Consider the following 15,298-nt stretch of genomic DNA (forward strand, 5'->3'; position numbering starts at 1 on the left):
CTCCTGGCGGGGGTGGGGGACGAGGTCAGGAGGGGTCAGATGTTGGGCGGCGGGGGAGGCGGGGAATCGGGGGGAGGGACGACCCCCGCGTTGCTCTGGGCCTCGGCCGCCATCTCGAGGTTGCCGTTGACGTAGGCGGTGGTGGCGTCTCCGGCGCCCTCGACCCCGCTCAACGTCTTGGCGGCCATCTCGCCCATCACCTCGAAGTAGTGGCCGCAGAACTCGCTCAGGGCGATGCTGATGGGGACGCTGTCCGCCATCTCGCTCACGGTCTCGGCGGTGGTGGCGATGGTGTCCATGTCGCCGACCAGTCCGTCGGTGCCGCCCTCCTCGCCGATGAGGCCGAGGGTCTCGGTGAGGATCGCGCTCACCTGTGGGGGATCGATGGACCAACTACTCAAGACCCGTCCTCCTGGGGGCGAGGGCCGAAGGCCGAGGGGCGGAACGTCGCCGGCTCCGGCTCGGGGGTGGTGCTCTCGAAAGTGGATTCCGTCCAGGACGGGGACGCCTGAACGGCGTACTGCATCCGGTTCAGCGAGGCGCGGGCCCGGTGGACGTCGGTGAAGGTCCTGCTGAGAAGGCGCTCCGAGGCCGCCGCGATGAGAGCGGAGGGAGAGAGCGGCGTGGGCTGTTCGTCTTCGGTCCCCTGCGCTCCCTCATGGCCGGTGGTCGTGTGCCGGTGCTCTGAACTCTCGTCCTCGATGAACTCGAACTTCACCGCTCTGCCTTTTCAACGTTCGGATGGTCTTGTGTGTTCAGTCGCGCCATCGGCGTGCTCGGTTCTGATTCTGTGTGCTCTTCTCTGGCCGTGGAGCTCCGGTTCCGGGTGAGTATTCGGACTCCGACGAGTGAAGTCCCTTGTTATTCCAGGTCATCGGTGTGGTGGAGGTGAATGGTGGCCGGATGTGGCCATCGATGCGGAATGAAGGTGTCGGGACGTTGGGGCTCGTGTTCGTTCCGGGGGAAGGCTCTCAGAGGGGTATGACGGAACGGTCGGGTGCGTGAAGTCGGCTCGCCGGCGATGACTCTCGCCACCGGGTCGTCATCGTGCCCGGCCTCATCGCCTCCGCGAAGGTAGGGGTCTCGCTGATATCCGACCTGGTCGTTCACGGTCGGTCGTAGGCATCACAGAGTCGTACGATCTCCCTCAGCACCTCTCGCCATCCGTCGAAGCCTTCGGCCTCCGGCTCGTACCCCGCATCCCAGTACCCGAAGATGAGATCGTCCAGTCGACGATCGGTAAGGCTCGATTCGATCAGTATCCGAGCACCATCTCTTACTCCGTCTCGTGTTCCTTCGAGTCCGTGGTTGTTCTCGAGGACCTCTTCGAGGGTGTTCCCCTCGATCGTCCAGTCTTGGTGCAATAACGTCTCGAATACGCGCTTGATGTCGGCGAGTTCTGTGCTCTTGTCCAGAGACGCCGGGTCCATGTTCAAATCGGGGTTCTCCGTTCCAGAGCGACCTGTTCTGGTGCTGGGTCGGTCTTTCAAAGTCCGTCCCGGCGGTCGTATTCGAGGCGCTGTCCGATCTCCTTCTCACCCATGCCCTGTTGGGCGGGTGGGCGCCACCACCAGTGGCTTTCCGGAACCCCGGCGGAGACGTCTTGCAGAATCCCATCGATGTCTTCGACCTCCTCGATGTAGAGGCCGGGGTAGTCCTTTCTCCGCCTCCTTTCGGTGGTGTTGAACGCTGTCCCATATGGGGATCGCGGTGGCTTCGCGCGTGGCGTCGGGGCACTTCGTTCTGATTCTGTGCGGTCTTCTCGGGCCTTGGCGTCCTGGTCAGGGGGAACGCGGGGCCCGGCGCGGGTGGGGCGGCTCGTCGGGTCAGGTCAGTGGTGGCGGTCGATGGTGGCCGGATGCGGACATCGCGCCGGGGGAGGGGCGGAACACGAAAGGGGGGCGGGCCCGTCACGGGCCCACCCCCCTTTTTCCTCCTCACCTACGGCCGGTCACCATGAGGAGAAGGCCGAGTCGAAGGAGGCCGAGGGCGGGTCGAAGGCGTTGGCCCGTACGAACCGGACCGCTTCGGCGGCTCCGGTGAGTCGGTCCATGCCGGCGTCCTCCCATTCGATGGAGATCGGTCCCGTGTAGCCGATCGAGTTCAGGGTTCGGAAGCAGGACTCCCAGGGCACGTCGCCCCGTCCGACGGAGACGAAGTCCCAGCCCCGGCGTGGGTCCCCCCAGGGGAGGTGGGAGCCCAGGCGTCCGCTGCGGCCGTCGCCCACGCGCTTACGGGCGTCCTTGCAGTCCACGTGGTAGATCCGGTCGCGGAAGTCCCACAGGAAGCCGGCCGGGTCGATGTCCTGCCACACCATGTGGCTGGGGTCCCAGTTCAGCCCGAAGGCCTCCCGGTGCCCGATCGCCTCCAGGGTCGCCGTGGTCGACCAGTAGTCGTAGGCGATCTCCGAGGGGTGCACCTCATGGGCGAAGCGGACGCCGACCTCGTCGAACACGTCCAGGATCGGGTTCCATCGGTCCGCGAAGTCGCGGTAGCCGGCCCGGACGACGGCCTCGTCCACCGGAGGGAACATCGCCACGTACTTCCAGTTGGCCGAGCCCGTGAAGCCCACCACCGTGGACACGCCCATCCGGGCGGCCGCGCGCGCCGTCGTCCTCATCTCCTCGGCGGCACGCCGCCGTACGCCCTCCGGCTCTCCGTCGCCCCAGACCCGGGCGGGCAGGATGTCCCGGTGCCGGTGGTCGATCGGGTCGTCGCACACGGCCTGGCCGAGCAGGTGGTTGGAGATCGCCCACACGCCCAGGCCGTGCCGTTCGAGGATCTCTCGGCGTTCTCGCACGTAGGCGTCGTCCACGGCGGCCCGGGTCACGTCGAGGTGGTCGCCCCAGCAGGCGATCTCCAGGCCGTCGTAGCCCCAGGAGGAGGCGAGTTCGCACACCTTCTCGAAGGGCAGGTCGGCCCACTGGCCGGTGAAGAGGGTGACCGGTCGGGTCATCGGGGTTCCTCCTGGGGTCGGGGGCGGGGCCGGGGGCTCACAGCGGGGTCGACCTCGCCGGTGCCGGCACACCGACGAGGTCGAGCATCAGGTCGCGGACCTCGGTGGCCGCGAAACGGTCCCGGGCCAGGTCCGGGTCCGTGCACAGGAGGACGGGACCGTCCTCGGGGTCGGTGTGCGGGCGTCCGTGGGTGCCCCGCACACAACCCGGGTCGAGGGGGACGACGTTCATCGCGTAACGGAGCCCGACCTTCTTGCGGACGAGTCCGGACGCCGCGCGCAGCCGCACGAGCCGGTCTGCGGGGTCCAGGAACAGTTCGGCCGGGTCGTATCCGGGCTTGCGGTGGATGTCGACGCCGCGCGCGAAGTCGGGGGCGCGGTCGTCGTCCAGCCAGTGGTAGTAGGTGAACCAGGCTCCGGGGTCGGCGAACAGCACCAGTTCTCCGGAGCGTTCGTGGTCGAGGCCGTGGTCGGCCTGGGCCCGCCGGTCCAGGACCAGGTCCACACCCTCCACCTCGGACAGGAGTCGTGCGACCTCGGGCAGGTCCGCCGGGTCGTCGACGTAGACGTGGGCGCACTGGTGGTCGGCGACGGCGAAGGCGCGGGAGGTCCAGGGGTCGAGGTACTCCATGCCCTCCTGCGTGTACACCTCCAGCAGCCCGGCCTCGCGCAGCACCCGGTTGACGTGGACGGGGCGGTCGGCCGGGGTGATGCCGTACTCGCTCAGCACCAGGACGGTGACGCCCGCCGCCTCGGCGTCGTCCAGCAGTGGGGCGAGCGCGGCGTCGAGGTCGCGGACGGCCCGGCGCGCCTGTACGGAGTCGGGGCCGAAACGCTGGAGGTCGTAGTCGAGGTGGGGGACGTAGCACAGGGTCAGGTCGGCCCTGGGGAGGAGACGACGGGTGGCGGCCACGATCCATTCGGTGGAGCGGATCGACGCGGTCGGCCCCCAGTAGTGGAACAGCGGAAAGGGGCCCAGTTCCGCGGTCAGTTCGTCGTGCAGTGCGACCGGCCGGGTGTAGCAGTCGGGGGACTTGCGGCCGTCCGCGTGGTAGACGGGGCGCGGGGTGATGGTCCAGTCGGTGGTGGCGCCCATGGCGTACCACCAGCACACGTTGGCGGTGCGAAAGTCCGGGCGATGGCGGCGGGCGGTCTCCCACACCTTCTCGCCGCCGACCAGCCGGTTGTGCTGGCGCCACAGGTGGACCTCGCCCAGGTCCCGGAAGTACCAGCCGTTGGCGACGGCCCCGTGCCGGGCCGGCGGGGCTCCGGTCAGGAAGGTGGACTGGACGGTGCAGGTGACGGCGGGCAGCACGGTCTCCAGGGTGGCCCGCGTCCCTCGGTCGGCCAGGGCGCTCAGCCGGGGCGCGTGTTCGAGCAGGCGCGGGGTGAGGCCGACCGCGTCGATGACGAGGAGGCGTCGGTCCTGGGGCATGGATGGTGGTCCCTTCCGTCGTCGGTGGTCACAGGGCGGTCAGGCCGAGCTCGATCAGCCGGTCGCGGGCCCAGGAGAGTTCGGCGGCGATGCCGTCGATCAGCCCGCGTTCGTCGGTCGGCCGTCGTTCCTCGGGGAGCACCGTCCAGGTGTAGGTCTCGACCTCGACGTGGTCGGTGAGCGCTCCGCCCGGCCCGAGGAGGAGCCCGAGGGTCTCGACGAGGTGGTCGGTGGTGCCGGTCAACGGAGGGTGCGCGGGGGAGTGCAGGGGAGCGTGGAAGTGGGTGCGCCACGGGCCGTCGCCGGGGAGCGCCCGGGGGCCGGACAGGGCCTCGGGCAGGTCGTCGCGGGCGTGGAGCCGGCCGTGCGCGCGTTCACGGGTCTGGTGCAGGAAACGGTCCTCGGCGAAGGCGGTCAGGGACGTGCGCGCCTCGGGGTCGGTGGGGTCGGGGATCTCCAGGGCCGCGGAGGCCTGGGTCTTGACCACCGGAAGGCCCGCCTCGGACAGGCGTGTCAGGGCCGCGGCGGGTTCCTCGAAGCCCACCGCCAGATGACAGGTGTCCAGGCACACGCCCAGGTGCGGGGGGAGGTCGGCGAGCAGCCGGGCGGCGTCCCGGGTGCTCTCCACGACGCACCCGGGTTCGGGTTCCAGGGCGACCCGGATCGGACGTCCGGCGTCGGCGAGCTCCTCCAACACCTTCGAGAGTTCGCTCAGGTGCCCGCGCGCGACGGTCAGACGCTCGGGGGTCCAGGGTTCGCGCCAGGCCAGGGGGAGGGTGGAGACGCTGCCGCGTGCGGCGTCGTCGGGCATCAGGCGGGCCAGGATCCGCGCGCAGTCGACGGTGTAGTCCAGGCGGGCGCGATCGGTCCAGTCCGGTCCGTACACGGCGTGCTTGACGACGGGGGCGTGGAAGCCGGTGTAGGGGAAGGCGTTGAGGGTGACGGTCTCGGCGCCGGCCTCGTCCAGGCCCTCGCGCAGGAGGTCGACCAGCGAGGGGTCGGTGGCGAGCCGACGGGCCAGGGGCGCGGGCAGCCATAGTCCCAGCCCCAGACGTTCCACCCCCAGGGCCGAGCGGACGCCGCCGCCGAACACCCGGATCTGTCGCAGGACGCCGTCGAGGTCCTCGGCCGGGTGGACGTTGGTGCAGTAGGCCAGGTGGACGACGGTGCCGTCGGGGTGGCGGAACCTCATCGGTCGTCCCCCTCGGGTCTTTCACCGCGCAGGAGCGAGTTGCCCTCGAAGGTGGAGCCTGCCGTGGCGCCCCCTTCCGGGAACAGCCGCCCGCTCCGCGCGTAGAAGTCGACCGGGTTGCGCCACAGGACCCGGTCCACGTCCTCTTCGGAGAACCCCGCCGCGAGCATGGCCCGACCGGTGTACAGGGTGGTCAGCGGGTCGCTGTGGCCCCAGTCGGCGGCGGAGTCGACCAGGATCCGTTCGGTGCCCCACTCCGACAGGATCCGCACCATCCGTTCCGGGTCCATCTTGGTGTCGGGGTAGATGGAGAAGCCCATGGCGCAGCCGGAGGCGTGCACCATGGCGACGGTGGTCTCGTTGAGGTGGTCGACCAGGACCCGCTCGGGCGGGATCCCCGACTCCTCGACCAGGCGCAGGGTGTGCCGGGTGCCCTCGATCTTGTCCCGGTGCGGGGTGTGCACCAGCACCGGCAGTTCGAACTCGCGGGCCAGCTCCAACTGGTGTCGGAAGGCCTTCTCCTCCTCGGAGGTGCGGGAGTCGAAACCGACCTCTCCGACCGCGACCACGCCGTCCTTGGTCAGGTAGCGGGGGAGGAGGTCGAGGACCCCGGTCAGGCGGGGGTCGTTGGCCTCCTTGGGGTTGAGCGCGATCGCGCAGTGGTGGGCGATGCCGAACCGGGAGGCACGGAAGCGCTCCCACCCGACGAGGCCGTCGAAGTAGTCGCGGAAGGAGCTCACGCCGGTGCGCGGCTGGCCCATCCAGAAGGCCGGTTCCACCAGGGCCCGCACTCCGGCGTCGTACATGGCCCGATAGTCGGCTGTGGTGCGGGAGGTCATGTGGACGTGCGGGTCGAAGATGCGCATTCAGGTCTCCGTCCGGTGCTCGGGGAAGCGGTCCAGGAGGGTCAGGGCGTCGTCGGGGACGGGGCGGCCCGCCGCGGAGCGTTCGTGGGCGAAGTCGGCGCACATGCGGGCCAGTTCGGGGTCGGCCCGCGAGTCCAACCCCGCCACCACCGACAGCGGGACCTCGACGAACAGGCATTTGAGCACCGCCTGGCGCCACGAGTGGTCGTCCGACAGCGCCTGGGTCGGGCTCGCGGCGGCGGCCGCGATCAATCGGGGGTCGTTGGTGCGCAGGGCGTCGGCCAGGAGCCCGCGAACGATCGAGGCGACCTCGGGAAGGGCGGTGTCCAGGTGGTGGAGGCCGTACAGGACCGCGCGCCTCTCGTCGGCGTCACCGTACTCGTACAGGTCGTGGATCTCCTCGGCCGCATCCGGCGCCGGAAGGGCGCGCGTCAGTGTCCGCAGCAGCGCGACCCGGACCAGGTCCTCCACGGTGGGTCCGCGCAGACCGGTGGGGTCTCCGGAGGGGCCGGCGCCCCGGGCCACCCGCCGGGCGGCGGCGGGGAACAGCACCGCGATCCGTGTCGGGTGTTCGGCCACCTCGGCGCACAGATCGGTCAGGGCCTCGCGGGCCCTCGCGTCCGGAAGGTGCTCCACGCTCATACCCGGTCCTTTCGAACGGCCCGCTCCCATGCGGCGTCGAGGGCGTGTTTGGAGCGTTCGGCGACCAGAGGGGCGGCGTGACCGTGGCGGGGCAGTTCCACGGAGGCGAGTCCTCGATAGCCGGCCCGGTCCAGGGCGCCCAGGACCCCGGGCAGGTCGATCTCGCCCTCTCCGAACTCCAGGTGTTCGTGCACGTGGGGCCGCATGTCGTCCAACTGCACGTTGGCGATCAGGTCGCCGGCCCGGGCGATCGCCCCCTCGGGACCGTCGGGCTCGTTGCACACCCCGTGCCCCACGTCGAGCGTCACCCGGAGCCGTTCGGGGTCCCCGAGCCGACGCCGGAGCTCCAGGACGTCGTCCAGCCGTTCGACGAACATGCCCGGTTCGGGTTCGAAGGCGCAGTCCACGCCCAGCTCCTCCGCCACCACCAGGACCTTCTCCACACCGGCGACGAGTCGTTCCCAACCCCGGTCGGGGTCGGCGCCGGGAGGGAGGATCCCCGACCAGAAGGACACCGCCCGGGCGCCCCAGGCGTCGGCGATGCGTACCGCCCGTTTGAGCAGGTCGACCCGGACGTCCCGGTCGGTATCGGAGACCAGGGTGGGTTCGTGCTTGCGCCGGGGGTCCAGCAGGTAGCGGGCGCCGGTCTCCACCACCACCGACAGCCCCAGTGACTCCAGGCGTCGGCCGATCGCGGCCGTCCGGGCCTTGACGTCCAGGCCGAACGGGTCCAGGTGCGGATGGTCCAGGGTCAGTCCGACCCCCTCGTAGCCGAGGTCGGCGATGATCGCCAGGGCGTCGTTCAGGCGGTGGTCCCAGAAACCGTTGGTGCCGTATCCGAACCTCACGTCACCACCGCCGTCCTGGCCGCACGGGCCGCCAAGGGTGCGGCCACCGCCAGCGCGCAGGCCGTCCTCGGGGCCCCGTACCGCGCCAACAGCGCGGCCTGGAGCGGGATCATCCCGCGAATGCCCGTTCCGGTGGCCTCCCGGGCCCGTCCGGCGGTCGGATCCACGAGGGCCCGGCCCTGGGCCGAACCGACGGACACGGCGTACACGCCCGCGAACAGCGCGGCGCCGAGGCCTTCCACCGTTCCGCGCGAGGCGTCGTGGCCCTTCGCGGGGGGAAGCGCCGCCACCGCCGTGGACAGCAGCGTGCAGACCAGGGATCCGGCCGCCACCTCCGGCCGGGTGCCGTGCACCTCGCCTCGGCTCAGCGCCGTCACCCCCAGGGTGTGCACGGCCATGGCCAGGGCGGGCCGCGCCGCGTCGGCGGTGCGATCGCCCGCGCCCAACAGCACGTCCAGGCCTCGGGCGGCGGCCATCCCCAACGGGGCCCACGGTGTCGGTTTGAGCACCAGGTCGTAGGTCCACACGGTGGCGGCCAGCGCCGAGGCGACCAGGGCGGCACGCCGGCCGCCGGACAGGGCCGCGACGCCCACACCGGCCGCCGTGAGCCCACAGGCCACGGCGAGGGCCTCGCCCGGCGCCACCTCTCCCGAGGGGATCGGACGTTCGGGCCGCTCGACCGCGTCCAGGTCCCGGTCGGCGTAGTCGTTGAGCGCCATACCCGCCCAGTACAGGCAGACCGAGGACAGCGGTAGCGCCAGGACGCGGGGGTCGCGCGACCGGCCCGTCGCCGCGGCGCCGGTCAGGCCGTCACCGAGGACGGTCAGGGCCGCGGGAAGGCGCACCAGGCGGGCCAGGGAACGGAGCCGGCGGTTCATCGGAGCCCTCCCCGGTCGTCGGAACACCAGGCGGTCAGCGCGCGCCACTGTTCGGCGAGCCCGTGCGGGCCGCCGCCGGCCGGATCCTTGAAGAAGAAGCCCAGCTCCGGCACCGGACCGACCCGGCCCGTCCGGTGGGCGTGGGCGGTCAGCCGGGCCAGGTCCAGGATCAGCGGAGCGGCCAGGGCCGAGTCGTGACCGGACCAGGTGAACTGGAGGGACATCCGGGCTCCCAGGAAACCCTCGAAGGAGACGTGGTCCCAGGCCACCTTGGTCCCGCCCAGGTCCGGTACGTAGTCGATGTGCAGCGGGCCGTCCACCGGATGCCCCAACAGGTGCTCCAGCCCCCGGGCCTTGGAGGAGGTCTTGCTGTCGTTGCTGCCCGGGTCGGCCAGCGTCCGTCCGTCGCCTCCGCCGAGCAGGTTGGTCGAGGACCAGGAACGCACCCGGAGCGCGCGGGTGGCGAACATCGGCGCCAGCGCGCTCTTGACCAGGGTCTCCCCGGTCTTGCCGTCCGAACCGGCCCAGGGCAGCCCCAGCCGTTCGGCCAGGGCGGAGAGGGCGGGTGGTCGGGGGCCGGCGTTGGGCGTGAACTCCACGAAGGAGCAGCCGGCGCGCAGCGCCGCGTAGGCGTAGGCCGAAGAGGCCGGGATCCGGGCGTTCCCCGCGTCCAGGGCCTCTTCCAGGCGGCCGGGGTCGGTGAGTTCGGGGGCCGGGGCCGGAGGGGGCTCGGTGCCGGACAGGTCCACGACCACCACCCTCTCCAGCGATTCCGCCTCGGCGAACTCGCGGAGATCGCGTTCCAGGGAGTCCACGTGGCGGCGGGAGAACCCTGCTGCCGGGCTCTCCACCCCCTCGCGGATCCGACGGTCCACGGCGCCCAGCTCCTCGGCGAACATCTCCGTCAGACGTGGTGGCACCGCCCCCGCCCCGGCCAGGGGCTCCGCGCCCTTGGCCAGGTGGGTGCCGTGGAGGTCGTGGCCGCCGAAGACCAGGTCGCCGATCCCGGGCAGGCCCGCCGCGGCGAACTCGGGGCGTTCGGTGACGCACCCGATCGGCTCCACGGCTCCGGCCCGGACGGCCAGGGCGCCGAGGACGGCCGTGGTGGCGACCGATCCTCGCGCTCCGATCGACCACACTCCGATACGTGTCATGGGGTCCCCTGTCAGTGGTCGTCGTGTCCGGGGGCCTCTTCGAGGGCCCCGTCGCCGTCCTCGGCCTCGTCGGGTGTCAGGGCCCCGCTGCCCGGTGCCGCGGGGAGGTACAGGTGGATATGGCCGTGACCGGCCTCGACACTGACCATGTCCAGTTGTGTGGCCGCCACCGACCACGCGCGGACCGCCTGGTCCCGCAGGTCGGCGGCGAGTTCGAGCAGATCGGTGCGCCGCTCCTCGTCGGCGCGCACGGCGGAGTCGTAGGCGTTCAGGGAGGAGGCGAGCAGGTCGACGGAGCCGCGCAGCCCCGCGTGGGTGACGTTGAAGGCGGTCTCGCCCGATTCGGCGTGCTCCAGGTGGTCGCGGGCCTCCAGGGTGGTCCCGAGCCAGGCGTCGATCTCCTCGGTGTCCGGGAGGTCCTCCGACGGGGCCGAACCGTCCGCGGGCAACACCGTGTCCAGGGACTCCAGCACCGGGAGCAGTCCCTCGTGAGCGGCACGGGTGTGGTGGACGAGCTCCTCCACCTGGTCGACGTGGCGTTCGGCCGCGGAGGCCTCCAGTTCGGCCACCCGGGCCGGGTCGGGGGAGACCGCGTCGTCACCTCCGGAGAAGACGACGATCACCGCGGCGGCGATCGCTCCGACCAACAGGACGGATCCGCCGGTCAGCCACCAGGTGGTGGCGGTGGCGTCCTTGGTCATCACGCGTTCGGTCGTGTCCGGGCCCTTTCCGTTCTCGGGCTCGCGGGGGTCTCGACTCTGGTCCTTCTCGGTGCGCACGGGCACCTCCCGTCGGTTCGGCACTCTGTCGGGGGAGAGGCGGCGCGTACCGTGCGAGCGACGCCGCCGGGGGCGGCGGGGCCGGGGAGGCCCCGCCGCGTTCGGTCGTGCTTCACCGCCGTGGACACGGCGGCTCCGGGTGTCGGTGGGGTCAGTCGGGGAGCAGGGCCCTGAGCCGGGTGGCCAGGTCGGTCAACTCCTCTCGGGCGTCGTCGTCGACCACGGACTCGACGACCGCGACGAAGCGCTCCAGGGAACGCTCGGCCTGGGCGGGCCGTCCGGTGTCCAGGTGGTGTTCGATCAGCCGCAGCTGTGGGGCGAGTCGGCGGGCCTCGGAGTGGGTCAGGGCCCCTTCGTCGGCGAGCGCGTCGATCCGCTCGGAGACCTCGGTGAACGTGATCGGCTCGACCTCGTCCTCCAGGTCCATGACCTGTACGTCGCGGAACAGGACCGTGTCGGCGTCGCCGTGGTTCTGGAGTCCGATGAACCCGGAGGACAGGTCCCGGTCCGGGTCGGTGCTCTCGAACTCGTTGACGAGCTCACCGTTGACGCTGACCCGGATCATCGGGTCGTCGACCTCGATCTCCATCGTGTTCCACTCGCCCACGACCTCGGGGTGCGAGCTCGCCTCCTGGAAGCCGTAGACGGCTCCCGTCCGGGTGAGGGGGTCGCCCGCCGGGGCGCCGAACGGGTCGATCTGGATCTCGTAGCCCTGGTCGACGGCGACCCAGGGGTCGTCCCCGGGGTCGGGGAAGCCGACGAAGACACCGGAGTTGTCGCTCTCCTCGGGGGTGAGGTAGTCCAGCTTCAGCCGGTAGGAGCCCAGTTCGGTCTCGTGATGGAGCAGGCCCATGCCGCCCTCGGTCCGGAGCACGCATCCGTCCTCGTCCGGAACGATCTCGAAGCCGCCCGGTCCGGCCATGCTCCAGCCGTCCAGGGATTCGCCGTCCCACAAGGCGCGGTACCCGTCGTCCACGTTCGGCGGGGCGCACTCCTCGGGTTCGGCGACCTCGCCGACGGTGATCGTGTGGGAGGCCGAGGTCCCGGTCGCCCCGTCGCCGTCGGTGGCGACCGCGCTCACGGAGTACTCGCCCTCGGCGACCTCCGTCCAGGTGGCCTCGTAGGGGCTCTCGGTCGCCGTGGCCACCGGTTCGCCGTCGACGAGGAACTCCACCCCTTCGATACCGACGTCGCCGTGGTCGGTGACCTCCGCCGCGAGCGCGATGTCCTCGCCCGGGGCGTGGACGGAACCGTCCTCGGGGCTGGTCAGAGCGACCTCGGGGCCCTCGTCGGGGGCTTCGTGGTCCCCGTGGCCGACCTCGAAGTAGTTGAGGTTGAACAGACCGTCGGCCACGTCCGGGTCGTCTCCGGTGAAGACCAGGAACAGCTCGATGGTCCCGCCCGGATCGGTCACCTCCATGGTCACGTCGGTCCATTCCTGCCAGCCGCCGGTGACCGGGACGTCGACCGTGCCCAGCGTCTCCCCCTCGGGGGAGCCGGCCCGGGCCTCGATGGCGCCGCCGTATCCGTCCGAGGCGACCCGGAAGGTGATCTCCTCGATCTCGTACAGGTCGACCGGGGTGTAGGAGACCCAGTCACCGTGCCCGATCCAGGAGAGGTTGCGCAGCCCTCCCTCGTCGTCCTCCGTCGCCTCGGTCTGCACGCCTCGGCTATCGGAGAAGTACTGGGCCTGCATCCGCGACGGGTTGAGCTTGACCCCGTCGGAGCCGCTCAGCGGTGGTGAGGCCGCTCCGCCGCCGTCGGTGTACTCGGCCTGGAGTACCCAGAAGATGTTCATGTCGTGGCCGTGGCCGCCGTCGGTCCCGGTGACGCTGACGCCCTCGCACGCGTCGTACTGCGTCCAGGGGTGGGCGTGGGAGTCGTGTCCCAGGGACGAGGTGACCTGAACGTCGCCGCAGTCGATCCCGTCGCCGATCGATCCGTCCTCGGTGTCCTCCACGGAGACGGAGAACGGGATCTCGTCGCCCCAGGAGAAGAACCGTCCGTCCCTCGGGGTGTCGAAGGAGACCTCGGGCGCGGTGTTGCCGGCGGTGACCGTCGTCGTCGCCGTACCCGTACGTCCCTCCTCGTCCGTGACCGTCAACGTGACGGTGTAACGGCCCTCATCGGTGAAGGTGTGCGTGGGCGAGACCTCGGTCGAGGTCGCGCCGTCGCCGAAGGCCCACGCGTACTCGAAGGGCAGGCCGCCGGGGTGGAAGGAGTCCTCGGCGGAGAACTCCACGGTCAGCGGGGCCGGACCGGAGGTGGTGTCGACCCCGATCCTGGCCACCGGGCTGTTGCCGGAGACGTAGTCGATGCGGGAGATCGCCGAGTCCTCGGCCCCGCCGAAGTAGCCGGATCCGTACTCCAACACGTACAGGGCGCCGTCCGGGCCGAACTCCATGTCCATGGGGTTGGCCAGGTCGATGTCCGGCACGGTGTCGGTGATGTCGAGGACGCCGCCCTCGTCGTCCAGGTGGATCTGCTTGATCCACTGGCGTCCCCACTCGTACATCAGGGGGACGCCGTCGTAGTACTCGGGCCACTTGTTGTCCGACTCCAGGTCGGGGTCGTAGTGGTAGGCGGGTCCGCCCATCGGGGAGCCGCTGCCCTCGCCCAGGTGCGGGAACTCCTCGGACTCCTCGTAGGAGTACCAGATCGACGCCGGGGTGACCGGGGGCAGCTCCTCCAGACCGGTGTTGCGCGGGGAGTCGTTCACCGGCGCGGCGCAGTCGAACGCCTCACCGGAGGTCCCCGACCCGAAGTCGTGGTCGACGTAGGCGGAGTTGTTCCCGATGCAGTACGGCCAGCCGATATTGGCGGCCTCGGTGATGTGGTGCCAGGTCACCGTGTTCTGCGGCCCTCGCTCGGGGTCGGCCTCATGGGCGTCGGGTCCGTAGTCGCCCAGGTAGACGCCGCCGTCCTGAGGGTCGACCGAGAAGCGGAACGGGTTGCGCAGACCCATGGCGAAGATCTCCGGGCGGGTCAGGTCCGGGTCGGAGGTCTCCGGCGGGAACAGGTTGCCCTCGGGGATGGAGTATCCGCCGTCCTCGTCGACGGAGATCCGGAGGAGTTTGCCCCGCAGATCGTTGGTGTTGGCGGAGCTGCGCTGGGCGTCGAACGCCGGGTTGCGGCTCTCGCGCTCGTCGATCGGCGTGTACCCGTCCGACCCGAACGCGCTGGTGTCGTCCCCGGTGGCCAGGAGGAGACGTCCCTCGTGGTCGAAGTCGATGTCGCCGCCGACGTGGCAGCACATGCCGCGCGTGGCCTCGACCTCCAGGATCACCTGTTCGCTCTCCAGGTCCAGGGTCGGCTCGTCACCGTCCACGAACTGGAAACGCGACAGGTTGTTGTGCGCCTCATAGGGGGCGAAGTCCTCCGGCGCGCCGTCCGAGGGCGCCTCACCCGAGGGGACCCCGTCCAGCACGGGCGCGTAGTACAGGTACACCCACCCGTTCTCCTCGAAGTCCGGGTCGAGGGCCACGCCCTGAAGACCGTCCTCGTCGTGGTCGTACACGGGCAGATCGGTGAGCAGGGCGGTGGAGTGGGTCTCGGGGGACCACAGGGACACCCGGCCGTCGCGCGAGGTGTGCACGACACGGCCGTCCGGCAGGACCGCCATGCCCATCGGCTCGCCGACGTTCTCCTCGCCCTGGGCGAGGGTGACCTTCTGGAAGTTCTCCCAGGCGGTGGCGCCGCAGTCGCCCTCGGCCCGGCCGGCCGCCCATTGGAGACCGCCCAGGAGGTGGTCGGTGAACTCCGGTTCGGAGTAGGACTCGTTCGTGTGGCCGCCGCCGGTGTACCAGGATCGGCCGCCGTCGTAGACCTGGCACCAGGCGATCGGGTGGTCGTACCCCATCTGGCCGGCCGGGTCGACCTGCTCCTCGTAGGAGCTCTCGTCGAGCCCGGCCAGGACGTGCACGTCGCCGCGCGGGTTGACGTCGTAGTCGTACCACTCGTCGTGCCGCTCCCACGAAGCGGGAAGACCGGCCGTGGAGGGGTGCACACGGTCGTTCACCATGACCGTGGCGTCCTGGGTGCCGGGCGGGTGACTGGCGAAGTAGGCGCCGACCAGTTCGCCGTACCACTCCCAGTCGTAGTGGGTGTCGGAGGCCGAGTGGACGCCGACGTAGCCGCCGCCCGAACGGATGTAGTCCTCGAAGGCGCCCTGCTGGTCCTCGTCCAGCACGTCGCCGGTGGTGGAGAGCCAGACGACCACGTCGAAGCGGGCCAGGTCCTCCTCGTTGAAGACGTCGGCGTCCTCGGTGTGCTCTGTCTCGAAGCCGTGTTCCTCGGCGAGAGCCTCGTAGAGGGCGACGCCGTGGGGGATGGAGTCGTGTCGGAAGCCGGTGGTCTTGGAGAAGATCAGCGCGGTGAACGGGTCCTGTTCGACCTCGTCCGCCTGGGCGGGGACCGATGTCAGGCCGATGGCCATGGCGATGGCCGCGACGGTCGCGCCCAACGCTCTCAGGGGGCTGGTGATCACGGGGAACCTCATCCGGAGAATGGGGGTCGATGAGTCCGTGCGGCGTGCCGGCGCCGACGGCA

General features: G+C 70.8%; 13 protein-coding genes. All 13 read right to left on the reverse strand.

The features are described 5' to 3' along the window. Window positions 1-35: 35 nt before the first annotated feature. Window positions 36-401, reverse strand: coding sequence for a DUF6507 family protein (locus TR33_RS16475; RefSeq protein WP_014912911.1), 366 nt, complete (start codon window positions 399-401; stop codon window positions 36-38). Further along, window positions 398-718: a hypothetical protein gene (locus tag TR33_RS16480; RefSeq protein WP_042283949.1), complete on the reverse strand. Its 321-nt coding sequence runs from the start codon at window positions 716-718 to the stop codon at window positions 398-400. The genes TR33_RS16475 and TR33_RS16480 overlap by 4 nt, the downstream gene beginning before the upstream one ends. 388 nt (window positions 719-1,106) lie before the next feature. Beyond that, complete coding sequence (locus TR33_RS16490) at window positions 1,107-1,430, reverse strand: hypothetical protein (RefSeq protein ID WP_234305866.1); 324 nt, start codon at window positions 1,428-1,430, stop codon at window positions 1,107-1,109. A gap of 521 nt (window positions 1,431-1,951) precedes the next feature. Next, a complete protein-coding gene (locus TR33_RS16495) occupies window positions 1,952-2,956 on the reverse strand; it encodes a sugar phosphate isomerase/epimerase family protein (protein WP_042283957.1) in 1,005 nt (334 codons plus the stop codon). Between the two features lie 37 nt (window positions 2,957-2,993). Further along, a complete protein-coding gene (locus tag TR33_RS16500) occupies window positions 2,994-4,391 on the reverse strand; it encodes an alkaline phosphatase family protein (protein ID WP_042283959.1) in 1,398 nt (465 codons plus the stop codon). A 28-nt stretch (window positions 4,392-4,419) separates the two neighbouring features. Further along, complete coding sequence (eboE, locus tag TR33_RS16505) at window positions 4,420-5,583, reverse strand: metabolite traffic protein EboE (protein ID WP_042283960.1); 1,164 nt, start codon at window positions 5,581-5,583, stop codon at window positions 4,420-4,422. Beyond that, window positions 5,580-6,449 carry a TatD family hydrolase gene (locus TR33_RS16510; protein ID WP_042283962.1) on the reverse strand — a complete coding sequence of 290 codons (870 nt, stop codon included), beginning with the start codon at window positions 6,447-6,449 and terminating at the stop codon, window positions 5,580-5,582. Before TR33_RS16510 ends, eboE begins: the two co-directional genes overlap by 4 nt. After that, a complete protein-coding gene (locus TR33_RS16515) occupies window positions 6,450-7,091 on the reverse strand; it encodes an EboA domain-containing protein (protein ID WP_052358179.1) in 642 nt (213 codons plus the stop codon). Further along, a complete protein-coding gene (locus TR33_RS16520) occupies window positions 7,088-7,939 on the reverse strand; it encodes a sugar phosphate isomerase/epimerase family protein (protein WP_014912116.1) in 852 nt (283 codons plus the stop codon). Before TR33_RS16520 ends, TR33_RS16515 begins: the two co-directional genes overlap by 4 nt. Beyond that, the gene (locus TR33_RS16525; protein ID WP_042283964.1) at window positions 7,936-8,817 is read right to left on the reverse strand and encodes an SCO3242 family prenyltransferase; all 882 of its coding nucleotides are present in this window, start codon (window positions 8,815-8,817) and stop codon (window positions 7,936-7,938) included. Before TR33_RS16525 ends, TR33_RS16520 begins: the two co-directional genes overlap by 4 nt. Next, window positions 8,814-9,971: an inositol-3-phosphate synthase gene (locus TR33_RS16530; protein ID WP_042283967.1), complete on the reverse strand. Its 1,158-nt coding sequence runs from the start codon at window positions 9,969-9,971 to the stop codon at window positions 8,814-8,816. Before TR33_RS16530 ends, TR33_RS16525 begins: the two co-directional genes overlap by 4 nt. An 11-nt stretch (window positions 9,972-9,982) precedes the next feature. Then, window positions 9,983-10,750, reverse strand: a complete 768-nt coding sequence (locus TR33_RS16535) for a hypothetical protein (RefSeq protein ID WP_042283969.1) — start codon at window positions 10,748-10,750, stop codon at window positions 9,983-9,985. Window positions 10,751-10,901: 151 nt separating this feature from the next. Next, window positions 10,902-15,236 (reverse strand): ThuA domain-containing protein, encoded by a 4,335-nt coding sequence (locus tag TR33_RS16540; protein ID WP_042283972.1) that lies wholly within the window; start codon window positions 15,234-15,236, stop codon window positions 10,902-10,904. Between the last annotated feature and the right edge of the window lie 62 nt (window positions 15,237-15,298).

Source organism: Nocardiopsis alba (genome assembly GCF_000710955.1).
Taxonomy (GTDB): Bacteria; Actinomycetota; Actinomycetes; order Streptosporangiales; family Streptosporangiaceae; genus Nocardiopsis; species Nocardiopsis alba.